The 17,164-nt window shown below is 68.1% G+C and carries 12 protein-coding genes, 1 tRNA gene and 1 CRISPR repeat array (1 of these 14 only partly in view); of the genes, 7 read left to right on the top strand and 6 right to left on the bottom strand.

Translation table 11 applies throughout. From position 1 onward, the window contains the following. A CRISPR array of direct repeats spans positions 1 to 324; the repeat unit is 29 nt; unit sequence CTGTTCCCCGCGTGAGCGGGGATGAACCG; it reaches 986 nt to the left of the window's first position. 256 nt (positions 325 to 580) lie between these two features. The 3 genes from FHG71_RS09890 to FHG71_RS09880 all read right to left on the bottom strand — a co-directional run bounded on the left by FHG71_RS09890 (position 581) and on the right by FHG71_RS09880 (position 4,087). Continuing rightward, positions 581 to 1,801 (bottom strand): tyrosine-type recombinase/integrase, encoded by a 1,221-nt coding sequence (locus tag FHG71_RS09890; RefSeq protein WP_139081462.1) that lies wholly within the window; start codon positions 1,799 to 1,801, stop codon positions 581 to 583. Between the two features lie 160 nt (positions 1,802 to 1,961). Then, positions 1,962 to 2,035, bottom strand: a tRNA-Gly gene (locus tag FHG71_RS09885). A 45-nt stretch (positions 2,036 to 2,080) separates the two neighbouring features. Beyond that, positions 2,081 to 4,087, bottom strand: coding sequence for an ASKHA domain-containing protein (locus FHG71_RS09880; RefSeq protein ID WP_139081484.1), 2,007 nt, complete (start codon positions 4,085 to 4,087; stop codon positions 2,081 to 2,083). A gap of 195 nt (positions 4,088 to 4,282) precedes the next feature. Here FHG71_RS09880 and guaB point away from each other — a divergent pair, with 195 nt between their 5' ends. The 3 genes from guaB to FHG71_RS09865 all read left to right on the top strand — a co-directional run bounded on the left by guaB (position 4,283) and on the right by FHG71_RS09865 (position 9,356). Continuing rightward, positions 4,283 to 5,731 (top strand): IMP dehydrogenase, encoded by a 1,449-nt coding sequence (gene guaB / locus FHG71_RS09875; RefSeq protein ID WP_139081461.1) that lies wholly within the window; start codon positions 4,283 to 4,285, stop codon positions 5,729 to 5,731. Then, on the top strand, positions 5,728 to 6,906 hold the full coding sequence (locus tag FHG71_RS09870) for an RsmB/NOP family class I SAM-dependent RNA methyltransferase (protein WP_139081460.1): 1,179 nt from the start codon (positions 5,728 to 5,730) through the stop codon (positions 6,904 to 6,906). The genes guaB and FHG71_RS09870 overlap by 4 nt, the downstream gene beginning before the upstream one ends. 122 nt (positions 6,907 to 7,028) lie before the next feature. Next, positions 7,029 to 9,356 carry an ATP-binding protein gene (locus tag FHG71_RS09865; RefSeq protein ID WP_139081459.1) on the top strand — a complete coding sequence of 776 codons (2,328 nt, stop codon included), beginning with the start codon at positions 7,029 to 7,031 and terminating at the stop codon, positions 9,354 to 9,356. 91 nt (positions 9,357 to 9,447) lie between these two features. Here FHG71_RS09865 and FHG71_RS09860 read toward each other — a convergent pair whose 3' ends face one another. Next, positions 9,448 to 10,407: a glucokinase gene (locus FHG71_RS09860; protein ID WP_342777512.1), complete on the bottom strand. Its 960-nt coding sequence runs from the start codon at positions 10,405 to 10,407 to the stop codon at positions 9,448 to 9,450. 210 nt (positions 10,408 to 10,617) lie between these two features. Here FHG71_RS09860 and FHG71_RS09855 point away from each other — a divergent pair, with 210 nt between their 5' ends. Next, complete coding sequence (locus FHG71_RS09855; protein ID WP_139081457.1) at positions 10,618 to 12,285, top strand: alpha-amylase family glycosyl hydrolase; 1,668 nt, start codon at positions 10,618 to 10,620, stop codon at positions 12,283 to 12,285. A gap of 26 nt (positions 12,286 to 12,311) precedes the next feature. Here FHG71_RS09855 and FHG71_RS09850 read toward each other — a convergent pair whose 3' ends face one another. Next, the gene (locus tag FHG71_RS09850) at positions 12,312 to 13,421 is read right to left on the bottom strand and encodes a Ppx/GppA phosphatase family protein (protein WP_139081456.1); all 1,110 of its coding nucleotides are present in this window, start codon (positions 13,419 to 13,421) and stop codon (positions 12,312 to 12,314) included. Between the two features lie 161 nt (positions 13,422 to 13,582). Here FHG71_RS09850 and FHG71_RS09845 point away from each other — a divergent pair, with 161 nt between their 5' ends. From FHG71_RS09845 to FHG71_RS09835, 3 genes are read left to right on the top strand one after another with little or no spacing between them, the layout of a single operon-like run. Next, positions 13,583 to 13,879, top strand: a complete 297-nt coding sequence (locus FHG71_RS09845; protein WP_139081455.1) for a virulence factor — start codon at positions 13,583 to 13,585, stop codon at positions 13,877 to 13,879. 26 nt (positions 13,880 to 13,905) lie between these two features. Next, positions 13,906 to 14,835, top strand: coding sequence for a methylenetetrahydrofolate reductase (locus FHG71_RS09840; protein WP_139081454.1), 930 nt, complete (start codon positions 13,906 to 13,908; stop codon positions 14,833 to 14,835). A 3-nt stretch (positions 14,836 to 14,838) separates the two neighbouring features. Next, on the top strand, positions 14,839 to 15,888 hold the full coding sequence (locus tag FHG71_RS09835; protein ID WP_139081453.1) for a methyltetrahydrofolate cobalamin methyltransferase: 1,050 nt from the start codon (positions 14,839 to 14,841) through the stop codon (positions 15,886 to 15,888). A gap of 204 nt (positions 15,889 to 16,092) precedes the next feature. Here FHG71_RS09835 and FHG71_RS09830 read toward each other — a convergent pair whose 3' ends face one another. Continuing rightward, positions 16,093 to 17,139, bottom strand: coding sequence for a DUF3616 domain-containing protein (locus FHG71_RS09830; RefSeq protein ID WP_176559361.1), 1,047 nt, complete (start codon positions 17,137 to 17,139; stop codon positions 16,093 to 16,095). Between the last annotated feature and the right edge of the window lie 25 nt (positions 17,140 to 17,164).

The raw sequence follows: 17,164 nt of genomic DNA, 5'->3' as shown, positions 1-17,164 counted from the left end.
CGTGAGCGGGGATGAACCGCCGATCTTGCAGGCGTCCCCGATCATGTCGCGCTGTTCCCCGCGTGAGCGGGGATGAACCTAACGACGTGTCCATGCCGGGGCTGCTGAGGCGCTGTTCCCCGCGTGAGCGGGGATGAACCGTCGATGTCGTAGTCCAGCGAGACGCCGGCCGGCTGTTCCCCGCGTGAGCGGGGATGAACCGGCCACGATCACCGTCGCGGGTGGCGCGTCCCTCTGTTCCCCGCGTGAGCAGGGATGAACTATCCCCCGAATACGCGGCCATTGCCCGTGATCGCTGTTCCCCGCTCGAGCGGGGATGAACCGCCGTCCATCCAAACCGGCGCGTTCGCCCAGAATTGTTCTCCGCGCGAGCGGGCTGAACCGATCAGGGACGACTAGTACCGCTTGGTGGCCGCCAAAAAGAAAGCTAAGGCCTGTTCCTCGCGCGAAGAGGAATGGACCGAGCGGTGACGTTCTCGAGGGGCAGATCGAGGATCGTCCCCTGCGAGATCGGGGATGCACCGGCCCGCGCCGCCTTCCACCTATCCCAACCGGGCACTTACCGCGCGCGTGAGGACGATCACGTTTGTTGCCGAAATGCCTTAGGTACGCTTGCAAGTTCGTCTAGACGCTCTGCCCAGGCCTGCATCATGCGGGTTCGATCCTCCAAGTACTCGGCTGCGTTGTATGCGCGGCGCACCTTGTTGCTCTCAGCATGTGCGAGTTGCCGCTCGATCCAGTCGCGGTTCCAACCGAGTTCGTTGAGCATTGTCGAGGCGATGCGTCGGAAGCCGTGCACGGTCATCGTGCCCTGCGGGTAACCCAACCGCCGGAGCGCTGCGCTCATAGTGTTGTCGCTGATAGGGCGGTCTTCGGGCCTCAGGCTCGGCAGGATGTAGCGACGAGTGCCGGAGATCGGCCGCATCTGTTCTAAGATCTCGTGCACTTGCCTTGAAAGAGGCACCTTGTGGGGCCGAGGCATCTTCATGCGATCTGCAGGAATTGTGATAACCTGGTCTTCCCAGTCAATGTCATCCCACTGCAGCGACCGGACCTCGCCGGGGCGAAGGAATGTGTAAGCGCAGAGCAGGAGCCCCGTGCGGGTTGCAGGATCGCCTTCATAGCCCCGAACGGCTCGGATCAGTGCACCCACTTCTGCAGGATCGAAGATCGCAGGATAATGCTTCTCAGTCGCGTTGGTCAGCGCGCCCTTCAGGATGGCAGCCGGATCCGCCTCACAGTGCTGCGCGGCAACTCCGTACCGGAACACCCGCGAGCACAAGGAACGGACCTCACGTGCCGAGATCAGGCGACCGCGTGCCTCGATCTGGCGTAACATGTCCAAGACTTCTCTAGGGCGGATCTCAGCAACCGGACGTGTGCCCAGAGCGGGGTAGGTTAGGGCGAGTTGGCTCGACTGCTTCTTCACCGTGCGCCAAGCTTTACCCTCGCGTTGCAGCTTGCGAAGGTACTCTCCGGCAACGTCGTGCCAAGTTATGGGACTAACCTCCTCGGTCACTTGGCTCGCTTTGGCCTCTTTACGGACCGCCATGGGATCAACACCCTTGCGCAGTTGCCGCTTGGCCTCCTCGCGCGCTTCGCGAGCCTCTGCTAGTCGCACAGATGGGTACGGCCCGACGACCATGGTCTTCTGTTTACCACCGAAACGGTAAGCCAAGCGCCAAGTCCGCCGACCCGTGGTGGCAGTGAAGAGGTACAAGCCGCCGCCGTCGGCTAAGTTGCCCGTATCTTCAGCCTTGAGGTTCCGCAGTCTCGCATCAGTGAGCTTGTTTAACGGCATGTTGGTATGGCCTCGATGAGGACGCCTCGTACCAACATTCTTACCAACAACTGACGCGGAAGTCGCTGGACTTCACCGCATCATCTAAGACGGCTGAGTGGCCAAATTCATCGTTTCTTGGCACTCTATGATCGTCTCTGGACCGTCCAAGACGAGAGTGTGGAGCGGGTAACGGGAATCGAACCCGTAACTGAAGCTTGGGAAGCTTTCGTGATACCTTTTCACCATACCCGCGGTGATGGGCCCGAGGTAACGATCCCCTCGGGCCTCGTCAAGCGGTCAGCGCCGCCGGCGCCGGCCTTCCCCGGCGGTGTTGAAGCTCACCTCCGGCAGCGTCACCTGCCCCAGCAGGTTCGGGAACGGGTCCGTCGCATGCGGGATCGCGTTGGCGGCCACGAAGTGCTCCTGAAAGCGCGGCTCGATGGCGGTCTCGACCTTGGTGATCCGGCTCACGAGCCCCTCCACCTCGCGCCGCGCCGCGACCGAGCACAGCGCGATCCGCGCGCCCGTCCCGGCGGCGTTGCCGGCGCTTCGCACATGGTCCAGCGGCACGTCGGGGATCATCCCCAGCACCATGGCGTGCTTGGGGCTGATATGCGCGCCGAAGGCCCCCGCCAGCGTCACCCGGTCCACCTTGTCCACGCCGATTTCGTCCATCAGCAGCCGCGCCCCCGCATAGAGCGCCGACTTGGCGAGCTGGATCGCCCGGATGTCGCCCTGCGTGACGCTGATGCGCGGGCCGCCCTGCGCGGTCCCGTCCCACAGAAGATAGCTGTTGGTCCGCCCCTGCGCCTCGGCCCGCGCCGTCCCGGTCTGCTCGGCCGAGCCGATCAGCCCGCCCGCGTCCAGAAGCCCCGAGAGCCGCATCTCGGCCACGACCTCGATGATGCCCGACCCGCAGATGCCGGTGACGCCCGTGCCCTTCACGGCCTCCACGAAGGCCGGGTCGTCCGACCACAGGTCGCAGCCGATCACCTTGAAACGCGGCTCCTTGGTCGCGGGATCGATCTCCACCCGCTCGATGGCCCCCGGCGCCGCGCGCTGGCCCGAGCTGATCTGCGCCCCCTCGAAGGCGGGCCCGGTGGGCGAGGAGCAGGCCAGCACCCGCGAGGTGTTCCCCAGCAGGATCTCGGCGTTCGTCCCCACGTCGACCGTCAGCACCAGATCATGCGACTGGTCGGGCCGCTCGGACAGCGCCACCGCCGCGGCGTCCGCGCCCACGTGCCCGGCGATGCAGGGCAGGACATAGACCTGCGCCGCGTCGTTGATCTCAGAGAGCGACAGGTCCCGCGCCTCCAGTCCCATCGCTCCCGAGGTCGCCAGCGCGAAGGGCGCCTGCCCCAACTCGACCGGGTCGATCCCCAACAGCAGGTGGTGCATCACCGGATTGCAGACGAAGACGACCTCCAGGATGTCGCGCGCCCCGATCCCGACCTGCTCGGCCAGCGACTTCGCCAGCCCGTCGATGGCCGCGCGCACCGCCTTCGTCATCTCGCGGTCGCCGCCGGGGTTCATCATCGCGTAGGAGACCCGGCTCATCAGGTCCTCTCCGAAGCGGATCTGCGGGTTCATCGCCCCCGCGCTGGCCTTGACGGTGCCGTTGCGCAGGTCCGTCAGATGTGCCGCGATGGTGGTCGAGCCCAGGTCGATGGCGAGCCCGTAGATCCGCCCCTCATGAAATCCCGGCCAGAGGTCTAGCACCTTCGCCGGTCCCTCGTCACCCTTCCACAGCGCGACCGTGACCTGCCACTCGCCCTTTCTTAGCGCCGTCTGCAGCCGGGCCAGCACCGACAGAGGCGCGGTCACGCTCTCGACGCCCCACTGGACCTTCAGCGCCTCCGCGAGCCGCTCCAGATCGCCCCGCGGCTCGTGCATGTCGGGCTGCTGCACCTCCACGAGGAGGAGCCGCGTCGCCGGATCCATGACGATCTCCCGCGCGTCGGCCTCCTTGCGGACCACCTGCCGGTGCACCTGGCTCTCGGGCGGCACGTCGATCACGACATCGCCCTCGATCCTTGCCTGACAGCCCAGGCGCCGCCCCTCCTTGAGGCCCCGGATGCGGTCGTAGCGGGCCTCGACGGCGTTCCATTCGGACAGCGCCTCGGCCGCGACCGTCACGCCGTGCTTCGGGAATTCACCGAACTGCGGGGTCACTTGGCACTTGGAGCAGATGCCCCGCCCGCCGCAGACCGAATCGAGATCCACGCCGAGCTGCCGCGCCGCCGTCAGGACGGGCGTGCCGACCGGGAACCGGCCCCGCTTGCCCGAAGGAGTGAAGATGACCATCGCTTCGGCGGTCTGGGCTTCGGCTTGGGGCAAGGCGCTGATCTCGGACACGGGGATGCTCCTCTGGATGCGGCGGAATCCTATCGCGCCCGACACGAGCGGACTGGAACGGGAACGGCAGGCGGGCAGCGGTTTGCGTCAGGCTCCGTTCCGTGACAAGAGGCAGTGATTCCGTCCCAGCCCAGGAGTCGCCCCATGGAGATCCGCGAAGCCCTCACCTTCGACGACGTGCTCCTGGTCCCAGCAGCCTCGTCGGTCCTGCCGTCCACGGCGGACACGCGGACCCGGGTGACGCGCGGCATCGCCATGAACATCCCGCTGCTCAGCTCCGCGATGGACACCGTGACCGAGGGCCGGATGGCCATCGCCATGGCGCAGGCCGGCGGCATCGGCGTGATCCACCGCAACCTCGACCTGGAGCTGCAGGCCGCCGAGGTCCGCATGGTCAAGCGCTTCGTCTCGGGCATCGTGGACGCGCCGATCACCCTGCGCCCCGACCAGACGCTGGCCGACGCCAAGGCCCTTCAGGCCCGCCACGGCGTCACCGGTTTCCCAGTGGTGGACGAGAAGGGTCGCGTGGTCGGCATCGTCACCAACCGCGACATGCGCTTCGCCTCCGACGACCGCACCCCGGTCCATGTGATGATGACCAGCGACAACCTCGCCGTCCTGCATGAGCCCGCCGACCTCGACGCCGCGCGCTCGCTGATGAAGGCCCGCCGGATCGAGAAGCTCCTCATCACCGATGGGCAGGGCAAGCTGACCGGGCTTCTCACGCTCAAGGACAGCGAGCAGGCCGTGCTGAACCCCGCCGCCTGCAAGGACGCCCTCGGCCGCCTCCGTGTCGCCGCCGCCTCCACGGTGGGCGAGGCGGGATTCGAGCGGAGCCAGGCCCTGGTCGAGGCCGGGGTGGACATCGTGGTGATCGACACCGCGCACGGCCATTCCGAGGGCGTGGGCAAGGCCGTGAGCCGCCTCAAGGCGCTCTCGAACGAGGTGCAGGTCATCGCCGGCAACGTCGCCACCGCGGAAGGAACGCGTGCCCTGATCGACGCGGGCGCGGACGGGGTGAAGGTCGGCATCGGCCCTGGTTCCATCTGCACGACCCGCATGGTGGCCGGCGTGGGCGTGCCGCAGCTCACCGCCATCATGGACGCGGCCTCGGCGGCGGGCGACGTGCCGGTGATCGCCGATGGAGGGATCAAGTATTCGGGCGACTTCGCCAAAGCCATCGCCGCCGGCGCCTCCTGCGCCATGGTGGGCAGCATGATCGCGGGCACCGACGAATCGCCGGGCGAGGTGATCCTCTACCAGGGCCGCAGCTTCAAATCCTACCGCGGGATGGGTTCGCTCGGCGCCATGGCGAGGGGCTCGGCGGACCGCTACTTCCAGAAGGATGCCGCCTCGGACAAGCTGGTTCCCGAAGGGATCGAGGGGCAGGTGCCCTACAAGGGTTCGGCCCATGCGGTGATCCACCAGCTCGTCGGCGGTCTCCGCGCCGCCATGGGCTACACCGGCTGCGCCACCGTCGAGGAGATGCGCCGCAACTGCCACTTCGTGAAGATCACGAGTGCAGGCCTGCGCGAATCCCACGTCCACGACGTGCAGATCACTCGCGAGTCGCCCAACTACCGCGTCGGATGACTCCCGCTGCCCGCCTCGCCGCCGCGGCCCAGGTCCTGGACGAGGTCCTGGCCGGGGCCCCAGCCGAGCGGACGCTCACCAACTGGGCGCGCGGCGCGCGCTACGCCGGGTCCAAGGACCGCGCTGCCGTGCGCGACCTCGTCTACGACGCGCTCCGCCGCCGCCGCTCCCTCGGCTGGGCTGGCGGCGCCGAAACAGGCCGAGGCCTGATGCTCGGCGCCTTGCGCCTCGCGGGCACCGACCCCGCGACCCTGATGACCGGCGAGGGCCACGCCCTCTCCCCACCCACAGCGGCCGAGGTCGGCCGCCCGATCGCCGAGGCGCCCCGGGCCGTGCGGCTCGACTGGCCCGACTGGCTCCTGCCGCGCCTCGATGCCTCGCTGGGCGCCGGCGCCGACCCCGGCGCCTTGGCCTTGACCGCCCGCGCGCCTGTGACGCTGCGCGCCAACCTTCGCAAGGTGACCCGCGACCAGGCCCAGGCCGCGCTGGCGGCCGAGGAGATCGAGACCCAGGCCGATCCCGAAGTGCACACAGCGCTCCACGTGACGAGAGGCGCCAGCAAGGTTGCCGCCTCGCAGGCCTACCTGACCGGCCTCGTCGAGCTACAGGACGCCTCCTCGCAGGCCGCGGTGCTGAGATTGCCGCTTCGCGCTGGCGTCCGCGTGCTCGACTACTGCGCCGGCGGGGGAGGCAAGACCCTGGCGATGGGGTCGCTCGCGCCGCTCGACCTCGTGGCCCACGACGCGGACCCGCGCCGCATGACCGACCTTCCGCCCCGTGCCGCCCGTGCGGGCCTGACCGTCGCTCTGGACACCGATCCGGCCCGCAAGGCTCCCTTCGATCTCGTGCTGGTGGACGCACCCTGCTCGGGCAGCGGCACCTGGCGAAGGACGCCCGACGCCAAGTGGCGGCTCACGTCCGGCCGCCTCGACGATCTGGTTCGGCTTCAGGACACCATCCTAGATGCCGCTGCGCCGCTGGTCGTGCCGGCGGGCCATCTGGCCTACTCCACCTGCTCAATCCTGGCCGAGGAATGCGACGATCGCATCGCGGCCTTTCGCCAGCGCCACACAGGATGGCAGGTCGTCGACCGGTTCTTCGTGCCACCGGGCGACGCTGGGGACGGCTTCTTTCAGTCCGTCCTTCGTAGGGACGAGGTCTTAACCATTCGTTAGCCATTTTGCGGTGCAATGTGATTGCACGAGTCAGCAACGGCGATCCGGTGGGACAGGCAGAACGCATTAGGGCCAGTTATTGTGCCTTTCCGGCATCCAGGCCCCGAAGGCACGGGGACGGCGTGCTCCGCCGCGCCTTGTCGATCCATGTGGTGGCGACCGGAACGGTCGCCTTGGTCATTTCGATGTTGGCCGGACCGACCTCGCTCGGATGGGGGTCCGGGATTCTCGGGGCCACCCTCTTTGCCGTCGTCGTTCTTGAGCGTGCCGGCAGGGCTATGGAGCGCCGGCAGGTCCGCATCCGGCGGGATACGGCCCTGTCCGCCATCCGTGCCGACCGTTCTGTCAGCCTCCTCACCGACGCGCAGGGGCGCATCCTGGGTGCGAGCGATCAGACGAGAACGGTCCTCGGATCGCCCGAAACCATGGAGGACGTGCTGCGCCCGAGCCTGGCCGACCCGAAAGGCCTGATGGATCGGCTCATGGCCGAGGTGGGAGTCGACGGCCACGCCCGACTGCGCCTTCCTGGTCCATGCCGGACGCGGGATCTGACAGTCCAGGGGCTGGGCTCAGACCTCGTCCTGTGGCGACTCGGGGACGAGGACGACGCCTGCGAGCGGATTCCCACCCTGGTCGCGACTCCGGCCGGAGCGGTGATCGAAGCCAATGACGCCTTCCGTCACCTCGTCGGCGAGCCGCCCGACCACTTGGACCTGCTGGTCCTCGAACCGCCCCTGGTGGCCGGTTCGGTGCAAGCGCTGGCTTTGCCCACCGGAGTCACCGACAGGCTGGTGGCCCAGATCGAGGATGGGGAGCGACAGGTGATCCTCCTGCTTCCGCCGGGGCAGGGGTCCGGCCGGTCGATGCGATCTTGGGACACGATCGAGGACTTCCCGGTCCCGCTGCTGAAGCTGTCCCGAACCGGCAGTATCCTGGCCGCGAACCGGCATGCCCGCGCCCTGCTGCCGACGCCCCTGCGCCCGGACCCGCGCCTGTCGGACATGCTTGAAGGTATGGGGCGGCCGTTGATCGAATGGCTGTCGGACGTGGCCGAGGGCCGGCCCACGTCCGGGCCTCAGGTGCTGCGCGGCACGGGCGCCCACCAGGACACGGTGCTGCGCGTCTCGCTGAGTCCCTCCGGTCCGGCCGGGGACCGCCACCTCATCGCGGTTCTCGACGACGTGTCCGAATACAAGGCGCTCGAGGCGCAGTTCGTGCAAAGTCAGAAGATGCAGGCCCTGGGTCAGCTTGCGGGCGGCGTAGCCCACGACTTCAACAACCTTCTCACGGCCATTTTGGGCCATTGCGACCTTCTGCTCCTGCGCCATGACCAGGGCGACCCCGATTACGCCGACCTCATCCAAGTCCGCCAGAACGTGAACCGTGCGGCGAGCCTCGTGGGCCAGCTTCTCGCCTTTTCGCGCAAGCAGAGCATGATGCCCGAGACCCTCGACCTGCGCGACGTGCTCTCGGACCTGACGCATCTGCTCAACCGGCTCGTGGGCGAAAAGGTGCGGCTCGCCCTCGACCACGACCCGGGTCTTCTTCATGTCCGGGCCGACCGACGGCAGTTGGAGCAGGTGGTGATGAACCTGATCGTCAACGCGCGCGACGCGATGCCCGACGGTGGCGAAATCCGCATCGAGACTGGCAATCTCCGGCTCAACGAACCGCGCGTGCTGGGGCGCGCGACGATCTCTCCGGGTAGATACGTCCTCGTGCGGGTCATCGACGAGGGACTGGGCATTCCGCCCGAGCGGCTGCCCAAGATCTTCGAGCCTTTCTACACGACAAAGAAGCCGGGTGAGGGCACCGGGCTTGGCCTGTCGACGGCTTACGGAATCATGAAGCAGACGGGCGGTTACATCTTCGCCGAAAGCGTGGTGGGGGAGGGTACCACTTTCTCGCTGTGGTTTCCGGCCCACGAGAACCCGACAACCGCCGCTCCTGTGCCGGCGGACAGATCACCCCCTCGTCCCGCGCAGGGAACCATTCTGCTGGCAGAGGACGAGGCTCCGGTCCGGGCCTTTGCGGCCCGCGCCTTGCGTCTGCGCGGCCATCACGTCATCGAGGCGGACAGCGCCGCCGCTGCGCTCGAGGCTGTATCCGACGCCAGTCAGACGATCGACCTGATTCTCTCGGACGTGGTGCTACCGGACATGGATGGCCCTACCTGGGTCCGCCAGGGACTGAAGCTGCGACCGGGGACGAAGGTCATCTTCGCGTCCGGCTACGCCGAGGAGGCGTTCGGGGAGCAGAAAGCTTTGGTGCACGGCTCGGCCTTCCTGCCCAAGCCGTTCTCGCTTGCCACCCTCTGCGCCATCGTCGAAGAGCGACTTGCTTGTGATATCCCTGATGTCGTTGGGACTGGTGACCCAAACATCGGCGAACCGGGCCGGGGCAGCAGGCAACCTTCTGACTCGGGCCCTGACAGGCTGGAGCCGGCCTGAAGGCAGAGGGCGGTCGGGACGATCCGCAAGTTATAGGTCATCGGTAACGGACTGCGCCAACTGGAGCAGCGGCACGCCGCAGCACTATCTGTCAGGCCGGCGAGTGGCCGACCCGCCTCAAACCGACGAGATGTGCCGCGCATCCGGTCAAGGCAGCATTATCGTCCTCGACCACACCAACGCCGAAGTTGGTCATGAAATCGGAGAAGCGGCCCTTGTCGCAGAAGGCCTCCACGAAGCCGAAGGGCTTCAGGTACGGTGTGAAGGCCCGCGCGAGTCCGCCCACGAACCAGACTCCGCCGAAGGGTAGGGTGGTCAGGGCCAGGTCTCCCGAGACCGCGCCGAGTATCCGCACGAAGATGCGGCCGGCCCTGGTGGCGCGGCTATCGCCGCCCTTGGCCAAGGCTGCCATGATCTCCGCCGAGGTCGCGCGGCTCGGATCGCTCTCCACGTCTCCCAACCAGTCATGGACCTGCACGATGCCGCGGCCCGAGAGTACTTCCTCGACCGATCCGAAGCCGTGGGCCGCGCCGACGAAGCGGGCCATCTGCAGGTCCGCTTCGGAACGCACTGGCAGGGTAATGTGCCCCGCCTCCGCGGGAGGAACCAGGCGCCCAGCCTCGGTGTCGAAGACCTGGGCGATGTTGAAGCCGGTCCCTACGTTAATGACCAGCTTCGCCGCATGCGGATTGTGGTCACGGAACGGCACAATGGTCGTCACACGGGACTGGTCGACGAAGCCTAGGGCATGACCCTGCGCCTGCAGATCATTCAGGATCGCGGCAAGGCCCGCGCCCGTGGATTCGGCCAGGGTGCCCTCGTCGAAGGTCCAGTCGAGGTTGGTCAACGTTCCCCGTCCGTCCTTGACAGGCCCCGCTACGGCGACACAGGCGGCCGCCACGCGAGGGCGGCCCGACTCCGCCAGAAAGCGACGCAGGGCGGCCTCAAGGCTCGGCTGCTCGGCATTCGCATAGCGGCGGATCGTGTCGGTCAGCACCTCCTGTCCCCGCGCCAGGGCGACGCGCGTGTTGGTGCCGCCGATGTCGGCCACGAGCGTCAGCGTGTCGGAGGAAAAGGGCATCGGGCAACCTCGGGTTGGTGAGCCCACTGGTGATAGGCCGCATCGACCTCGGGCATCAAGCCTCCGCCGCTCGACGCGGCGTTGCCGGGGTCGCGCCGAACATGGCGCCGAAGGCCCACTGGACCGGTTGTCGCCGCTCTGCCATGACCATCGAGGACCATGAACACGGAGCGTCCCGCGATGCAGCCTACCGACCGCGCGCCCGACTACCTGACCGGCGTCACGCCCCTTCCGATCGATCCCGACTGGTGGCGCGGTGCCGTCATCTATCAGATCTATCCGCGCAGCTACCAGGATTCGAATGGCGATGGCGTCGGCGACCTCCTCGGCATCGCCGAGCGCCTGCCTCATATCGCGAGCCTCGGGGCAGAGGCGATCTGGATCAGCCCGTTCTTCACCTCGCCCATGAAGGACTTCGGCTACGACGTGTCGGACTACTGCGACGTCGATCCGATGTTCGGGACGATCGCCGATTTCGACCGCGTGGTGACACGGGCGCACGAGCTGGGCCTGCGGGTCATGATCGATCTCGTGCTGTCGCACACCTCGGACCGGCACCCCTGGTTCGCCGAGAGCAAGGTATCGCGCGACAACCCTCGCGCGAACTGGTACGTCTGGGCCGATCCCAAGCCGGACGGCACTCCGCCGAACAACTGGCTTTCGGTCTTCGGCGGCTCGGCCTGGCACTGGCATCCGGGGCGCGAGCAGTACTACCTGCACAATTTCCTGACCTCGCAGCCCGACCTCAACCTTCACGAGCCCGTTGTACAGGAGGCGCTGCTCGACGTGGTGCGGTTCTGGCTGAAGCGAGGCGTAGACGGGTTCCGGCTCGACACGATCAACTTTTACTTTGCCGACAAGTACCTGCGGGACAACCCGCCTCTGCCGCGCGAGATGCGCAACGACTCGATCGCGCCCGGCGTAAACCCCTACAACCACCAGCTCCACTTGTTCTCCAAGAATCAGCCCGAGAACCTCGACTTCCTGCGCCGCTTCCGGGCTGAACTCGTGCCCTACGGCGCGGCGGCCGTGGGCGAGGTGGGCGACGCGCAGCGCGGCCTCGAGATCATGGCCGAATACACCTCGGGCGGCGACAAGGTGCAGATGTGCTACCCGTTCGAGTTGCTGCAGCCGTCGCGGGCGACGGCGCCCTTCGTGGCGGCGGCCTTCGACCGGCTGTCGCGCGCCGCGCCCGATGCCTGGCCCTGCTGGTCCTACTCGAACCATGACACAGTGCGGCACATTACACGCTGGCGTCTCTCGGACCCAGCGGCACGGGCCTATACGACGCTGCTGATGTGCCTGCGCGGCTCGGTCTGCCTCTACCAGGGCGAGGAACTGGGCCTGCCAGAAGCCGACGTGGCCTTCGAGGACCTGCAGGACCCATACGGCATCGCCTTCTGGCCCGAGTTCAAGGGCCGTGACGGGGCGCGCACGCCGATGGTCTGGGAAACGTCGAACCAGGCGGGCGGCTTCACGACCGGCAAGCCCTGGCTGCCCGTCTCGCCCACGCATCTGCCGTTGTCCGTGGCCGCGCAGGAGGACAACGCGGGGTCGATGCTCGATCATTATCGCCGCGCGATCGCCTTCCGCCGGCGCCATCCCGCTCTGAGGACAGGGGCCCAGTCGCCGATGATCGTGTCCGGCAACGCGATCGAGTTCCTGCGCATCGGGGGTGGCGAGCAGGTCTTCGTCGCGGCCAACCTGGGCGAGGGCACTGCGACAGCGCTGCTCCCGTTGGGCGAGTGGCGCGTGGCGGGACAGGGGCTCGGGGTGGACGTGGCCCCCGGGACCACCGAAGTCGTGCTCGGCCCTTGGCAGGTCTGCCTGCTGTCCCGCTCGGACTGAACAGACGCTGATCGCGGAGGACGCGCCTAGAGCGTGTCCTCCAGCACCCCGTCCGCGCTCATCTGTGCGTAGAGCAGGCCTTCCCGAAGGCCGCGGTCGGCGACCGAAAGTCGGTCGGTCGGCCAGAGCCGCATGAGCGCCTGCAGGATCGCCGCACCCGACATGATGAGCTCGTGCCGGTCCCGGCCGATGCGCGGATCGGCGCGGCGTCCCTCGGGGCCGAGCGCCAGATATTCCTTCACCACCGCATCGATCTGGTCCGAGGTCATGCGCAGCCCGTCCACTTTGGCGCGGTCGTAGCGCTTGAGGCCGAGATGCGAGGCCGCCACGGTCGTCACCGTCCCCGAGGTGCCGATGATCTGGAATCCCTCGCGCGACTGCTGCGTGGCCGAAGGGGCGAAGGCCGACAAATTCTCCTCGAAGTACCAGCTCATCAGCGCAAAGCGCGCGGCGTCGTCCTGCACGTCCTCGAACTGGTCGCGCAGCGTCGCCACGCCGAGGGGCACGCTGATCCAGTCCACGACCTTGGCCACCGGAAAGGGCGCCGGCGCCTGCCGGAAGCCCGCATGGAGCCGCATGATCGCGCGGGGACGTTCCCGTTTCGGCACGCTGGTCAGGTCGATCCAGACCAGTTCCGTCGAGCCGCCGCCGATGTCCACCACGAGAAGCTGCTCGGTGCGCGTCGACACCAGCGGCGCGCAGGAGATCACGGCGAGGCGCGCCTCCTCCTCGGGCTGGATGATCTCCAGTGCCAGGCCCGTCTCGCGCCGGACCTGCTGGAGGAACTGCGCGCCGTTGCGGGCGCGGCGGCAGGCCTCGGTCGCCACCAGCCGCATCCGGCTCACGCTGTGGCGGCCGAGCTTCTGCTTGCAGATGCCAATGGCGCCGATGGTGCGCGCCATGGCCGAACGCGACAGACGACCCGTCGCCTCCAGACCCTGACCGAGCTGGACTGACTTCGAGAAGCTGTCGACCACATGGAACCCGCTGCCCTTGGGCTGCGCGATCAGCATGCGGCAACTGTTGGTCCCCAGGTCCAGCGCCGCATAGAGCGTGGCCGGATCCGGGATCTTGGGCGCGGGCGATTCGACCGCGATCGGGAACGCGCCCGCGCTCTCGGGACGCCTGGGCGCCATGGTGCGCCCTCCAAATCTGAACTTGCTGGTAGACTAGCGGGGACTGCCCCCGACGCGCAAGTCCGGTGCTCGGTCGCAGCACAGGTCCAACATGTCGAAAACCGGCATCGACAATGTCGCGGACTGTCATAGAACGCAGGCGAGAACGAGCAGAGGACCTCATGCCCGACGTGACCATCGTGTACTGGCGCGACATCCCGGCCCAGGTGATCGTCGGATCGGGGCGGCGCGGGACCAAGATCCAGCTTTCGGAGCGCTTCGAGCAGGCCATCGACAGGGCCGCCATGAAGGCCGGGGCCCGGGACACCGATTCGTACCTGTCCGAATGGCGCAAGGCCGCGCCGTATCCGGTCGAGGGTGAGCCGGGCGAGGTCGCGGGCGCCGAGGCTGCGCGCATAGAAGCCGAATACGACACCGCGCGCCTCAAGGCGCTGATCGACAACCACGGCCGGGCGTGACCGCCCTGCGCTTTCCGGAGATCCTGATGTCCCTTCTCCCGTTCATGCGCCGCAAGGCCGAGTCGCCCGCCGCGCCCTCCGAGGCGACGCCCCGCTTCCTGTCGGGCTGGTCCATCGAGGTCATGCCCCGCACCGCCGAGAAGGTGGAGGATTTCCGCGCGATCCTGCCGCCCGGCACCCGCGTCTACATCGCCCATATCGACGGCACCGCCATCGAGGACATGGTCGCCACCGCCAAGCGGATCGCGGCGCAGGGCTTCGACGTCATGCCGCACTTTCCGGCCCGTTCGATCGCCGATCGCGCGATGCTGTCGGACTGGATCGCCCGTTACCAGGGCGAGGCCGGCATCACCGAGGGGCTGATCCTCGCGGGCGGCCGCAAGGACCCGCTGGGCGAGTTCCAGTCCTCGATGGATCTGCTGGAGACCGGGCTCTTCGACCATCACGGCTTCCAGCGCCTGCATCTGGCGGGGCATCCCGAGGGCAACAAGGACATCGACCCCGACGGGTCGGACCGCATGGTGATGGAGGCGCTGCGCTGGAAGCAGGCCTTCGCGCAGCGGACCGGGGCCAAGCTCGCGCTCGCCACGCAGTTCTGCTTCGACGCCAAGCCGGTGATCGCCTGGGTGGACCGCCTCCAGGCCGAGGGCATCGAGCTGCCGGTGCATATCGGCATCGCCGGGCCCGCGAAGCTCCAGACACTCATCAAGTTCGCCATCGCCTGCGGCGTGGGCCCCTCGCTCCAGGTCCTGCAGAAGCGCGCGATGGACGTGACCAAGCTCCTGCTGCCCTACGAGCCCAACGACGTCGTGGACCAGCTCGCCGCCCACAAGGCCGCGAACCCGTCCTTCGGCATCGAGCAGGTGCATATCTTCCCTCTCGGTGGCATCTCGACCGCCGCCACCTGGGCCAACAACCGGACGGGCCAGCAGCCCGCCCTTGCCGTGAACGGATAGGACATGACCCGCACCATCGTCGAAAGCGCGACCAAGACCGCGATCATCGGCTTCGACCAGCCCTTCTGCGTGATCGGCGAGCGCATCAACCCGACCGGGCGCAAGAAGCTCGCGGCCGAGCTGGAGGCCGGGGACTTCTCGACCGTCGAATCCGACGCCATCGCCCAGGTGGCGGCCGGGGCCACGGTGCTCGATATCAACGCGGGCGTGGTCTACAACTCGAACCCCAACCCCAACGAGACCGAGCCTCCGCTGATGCGGAAGATCATCGAGCTGGTGCAGGGGCTGGTGGACGTGCCGCTCTGCATCGACTCCTCGGTGCCCGCGGCGCTGGAGGCCGGGCTTCAGGTCTGCAAGGGGCGCCCGCTCCTGAACTCGGTCACCGGCGAGGAGGAGCGGCTGGAGTTCGTGCTGCCGCTCGTCAAGAAGTACAATGTGCCGGTGGTGGCGATCTCGAATGACGACACGGGGATCTCCGAGGACCCGGACGTGCGGTTCGCCGTGGCAAAGAAGATCGTGCAGCGCGCGGCCGACTTCGGCATCCCGGCGCATGACATCGTGGTCGATCCGCTGGTGATGCCGGTGGGCGCGATGGCGACGGCCGGGCTCCAGGTCTTCACGCTGGTGCGCCGCCTGCGCGAGGAACTGGGCGTGAATACGACCTGCGGGGCGTCCAACATCTCCTTCGGGTTGCCGAACCGGCACGGCATCAACAACGCCTTCCTGCCGATGGCCATGGGCGCGGGCATGACCAGCGCGATCATGAACCCGGTCGCGCTGCCCGTGACGCAGAAGGTCATCGCCGAGAAGAAGGCCGAGGTCGCGGCGGCCGGGATCGTGCTGCCCGAGGGCATGGACGACGAGATCTTCGTGACGCTGTTCGGGCTGGGCTCGACCCGTCCCCGTCCGGGCAAGGAGATGGAGGCCATCCGCGCCGCCAACTTCCTGACCAACAACGACCCCTCGGGCGGCGAGTGGATCAAGTTCAACCGCGCCCCGCAGGCCGAGGGCGAAGGCCGCCAGCGCCGCGCGGGCGGGCGTCGCCGCGCCTGAGGCGCGGGGAAGTTGGACAACGGAGGCGGGCATGGCGTGTGTCATGCCCGCAGACTGCCGGACGATCCTTAACGGTTTCTGACAGGACCGAACGGTCCTCCCCCGCTTCGCGCAACACCCGAAATGGGGTGGCCGGTTCGGGCAAGCTTGTGCGAATCGGGCACCTGCAAGGGTCACGCAGGTGGCGGCGGTGCGACGCCCGCCCTACAGGCGCCAGACGTCGCCATCGACGTAGGGCGGGTCGTCGCCCACGCGCTCCGGAGCAGGGCTGTCGCAGACCACGAGCCATTCAGGGCCGTCCCACTGGACCAGCCCCTCGGGGTGGTCCGTCGATTCGCGATAGGGCAGGCGCTGGAGAAGGGTCTGGCCGGACTCGCCCAGGTATCCTTCGTCGTCGCGCCCGGCGAAGCCATGGAGCCGCAGGATCGCGGCCGGGCCGTTGCCGGACAGGACCGGGCCCGTCACCAGCAGAAGGTCGTCGCCGTCCCACTTCATGTCGCGGATGCCCTGGCCGTCGGTGTCCACGAAGTGCTTGCGCAGGCGCGAGCGGCCCTCGATCCGGCGGGCCTTGAGATGACCCTTGCCGGTCACCCTCATCTCCATCTCCAGAACGACGGCGCTTTCGCCCAGGACCGGACCGCGCAGGCCCACCCAGACCCGGTCGCCGCGCGCCACGATCCCCTCGGCGTCGAGCCCGTTCTCCTTGGAGGGCAGGTCGAGGAAGGCCGCGAGGTGTCGGTCCTTGCGGAGCCAGCGGCGCAGGCGGCCCTTGCCCTTGAAGCGCAGGTGCGCCGCGCGGCGGTCGCCGTCCTGAGCGACGGGCCAAAGGCCGCCGTGCCGCGTCACGAGGGGCAGGCGCCCGAGGAACTGCCGGTTGCCGTCCCAATCGATGTCGGCGAGGTCATCGAGCGCCTCGGGGCCGGGGGCATGCGCCTTGACCTTGTCGCGCTTGAGCGACTGGGAGCCCAGGACCCAGAGCCAGCCCCCGTCGATGGCGAGCCCCTCGATGTCCATCTCGCCTTCGGGGCCGGCGGGCAGGTCGAGGAGGTCGCCCAGCCGGATGTGCCGGTGATGGCCGAAGCCGTCGCCGTCGCGCAGGAGACGCTCGATCCCGGCGCCTTCGTCGCAGGCGAGGAAGAGCGTGTCGCCCTCGCGGACGATGGCGGAGATGTCGCGATGGACGGGCACGGGCTTGCCGTCGATCACAGGGAGGTCGCGGAAGGCGAGGCGGACGGTGCGGGCTGGGGTCATGAGAGTTCCTGCGAGGCGCGCGCCG

This window comes from Rubellimicrobium roseum (assembly GCF_006152145.1).
In the GTDB taxonomy this organism is placed as follows: Bacteria; Pseudomonadota; Alphaproteobacteria; order Rhodobacterales; family Rhodobacteraceae; genus Rubellimicrobium; species Rubellimicrobium roseum.
Note: the sequence above shows the minus strand (reverse complement) of the source record. Positions and strands in the feature narration are given on the sequence as shown.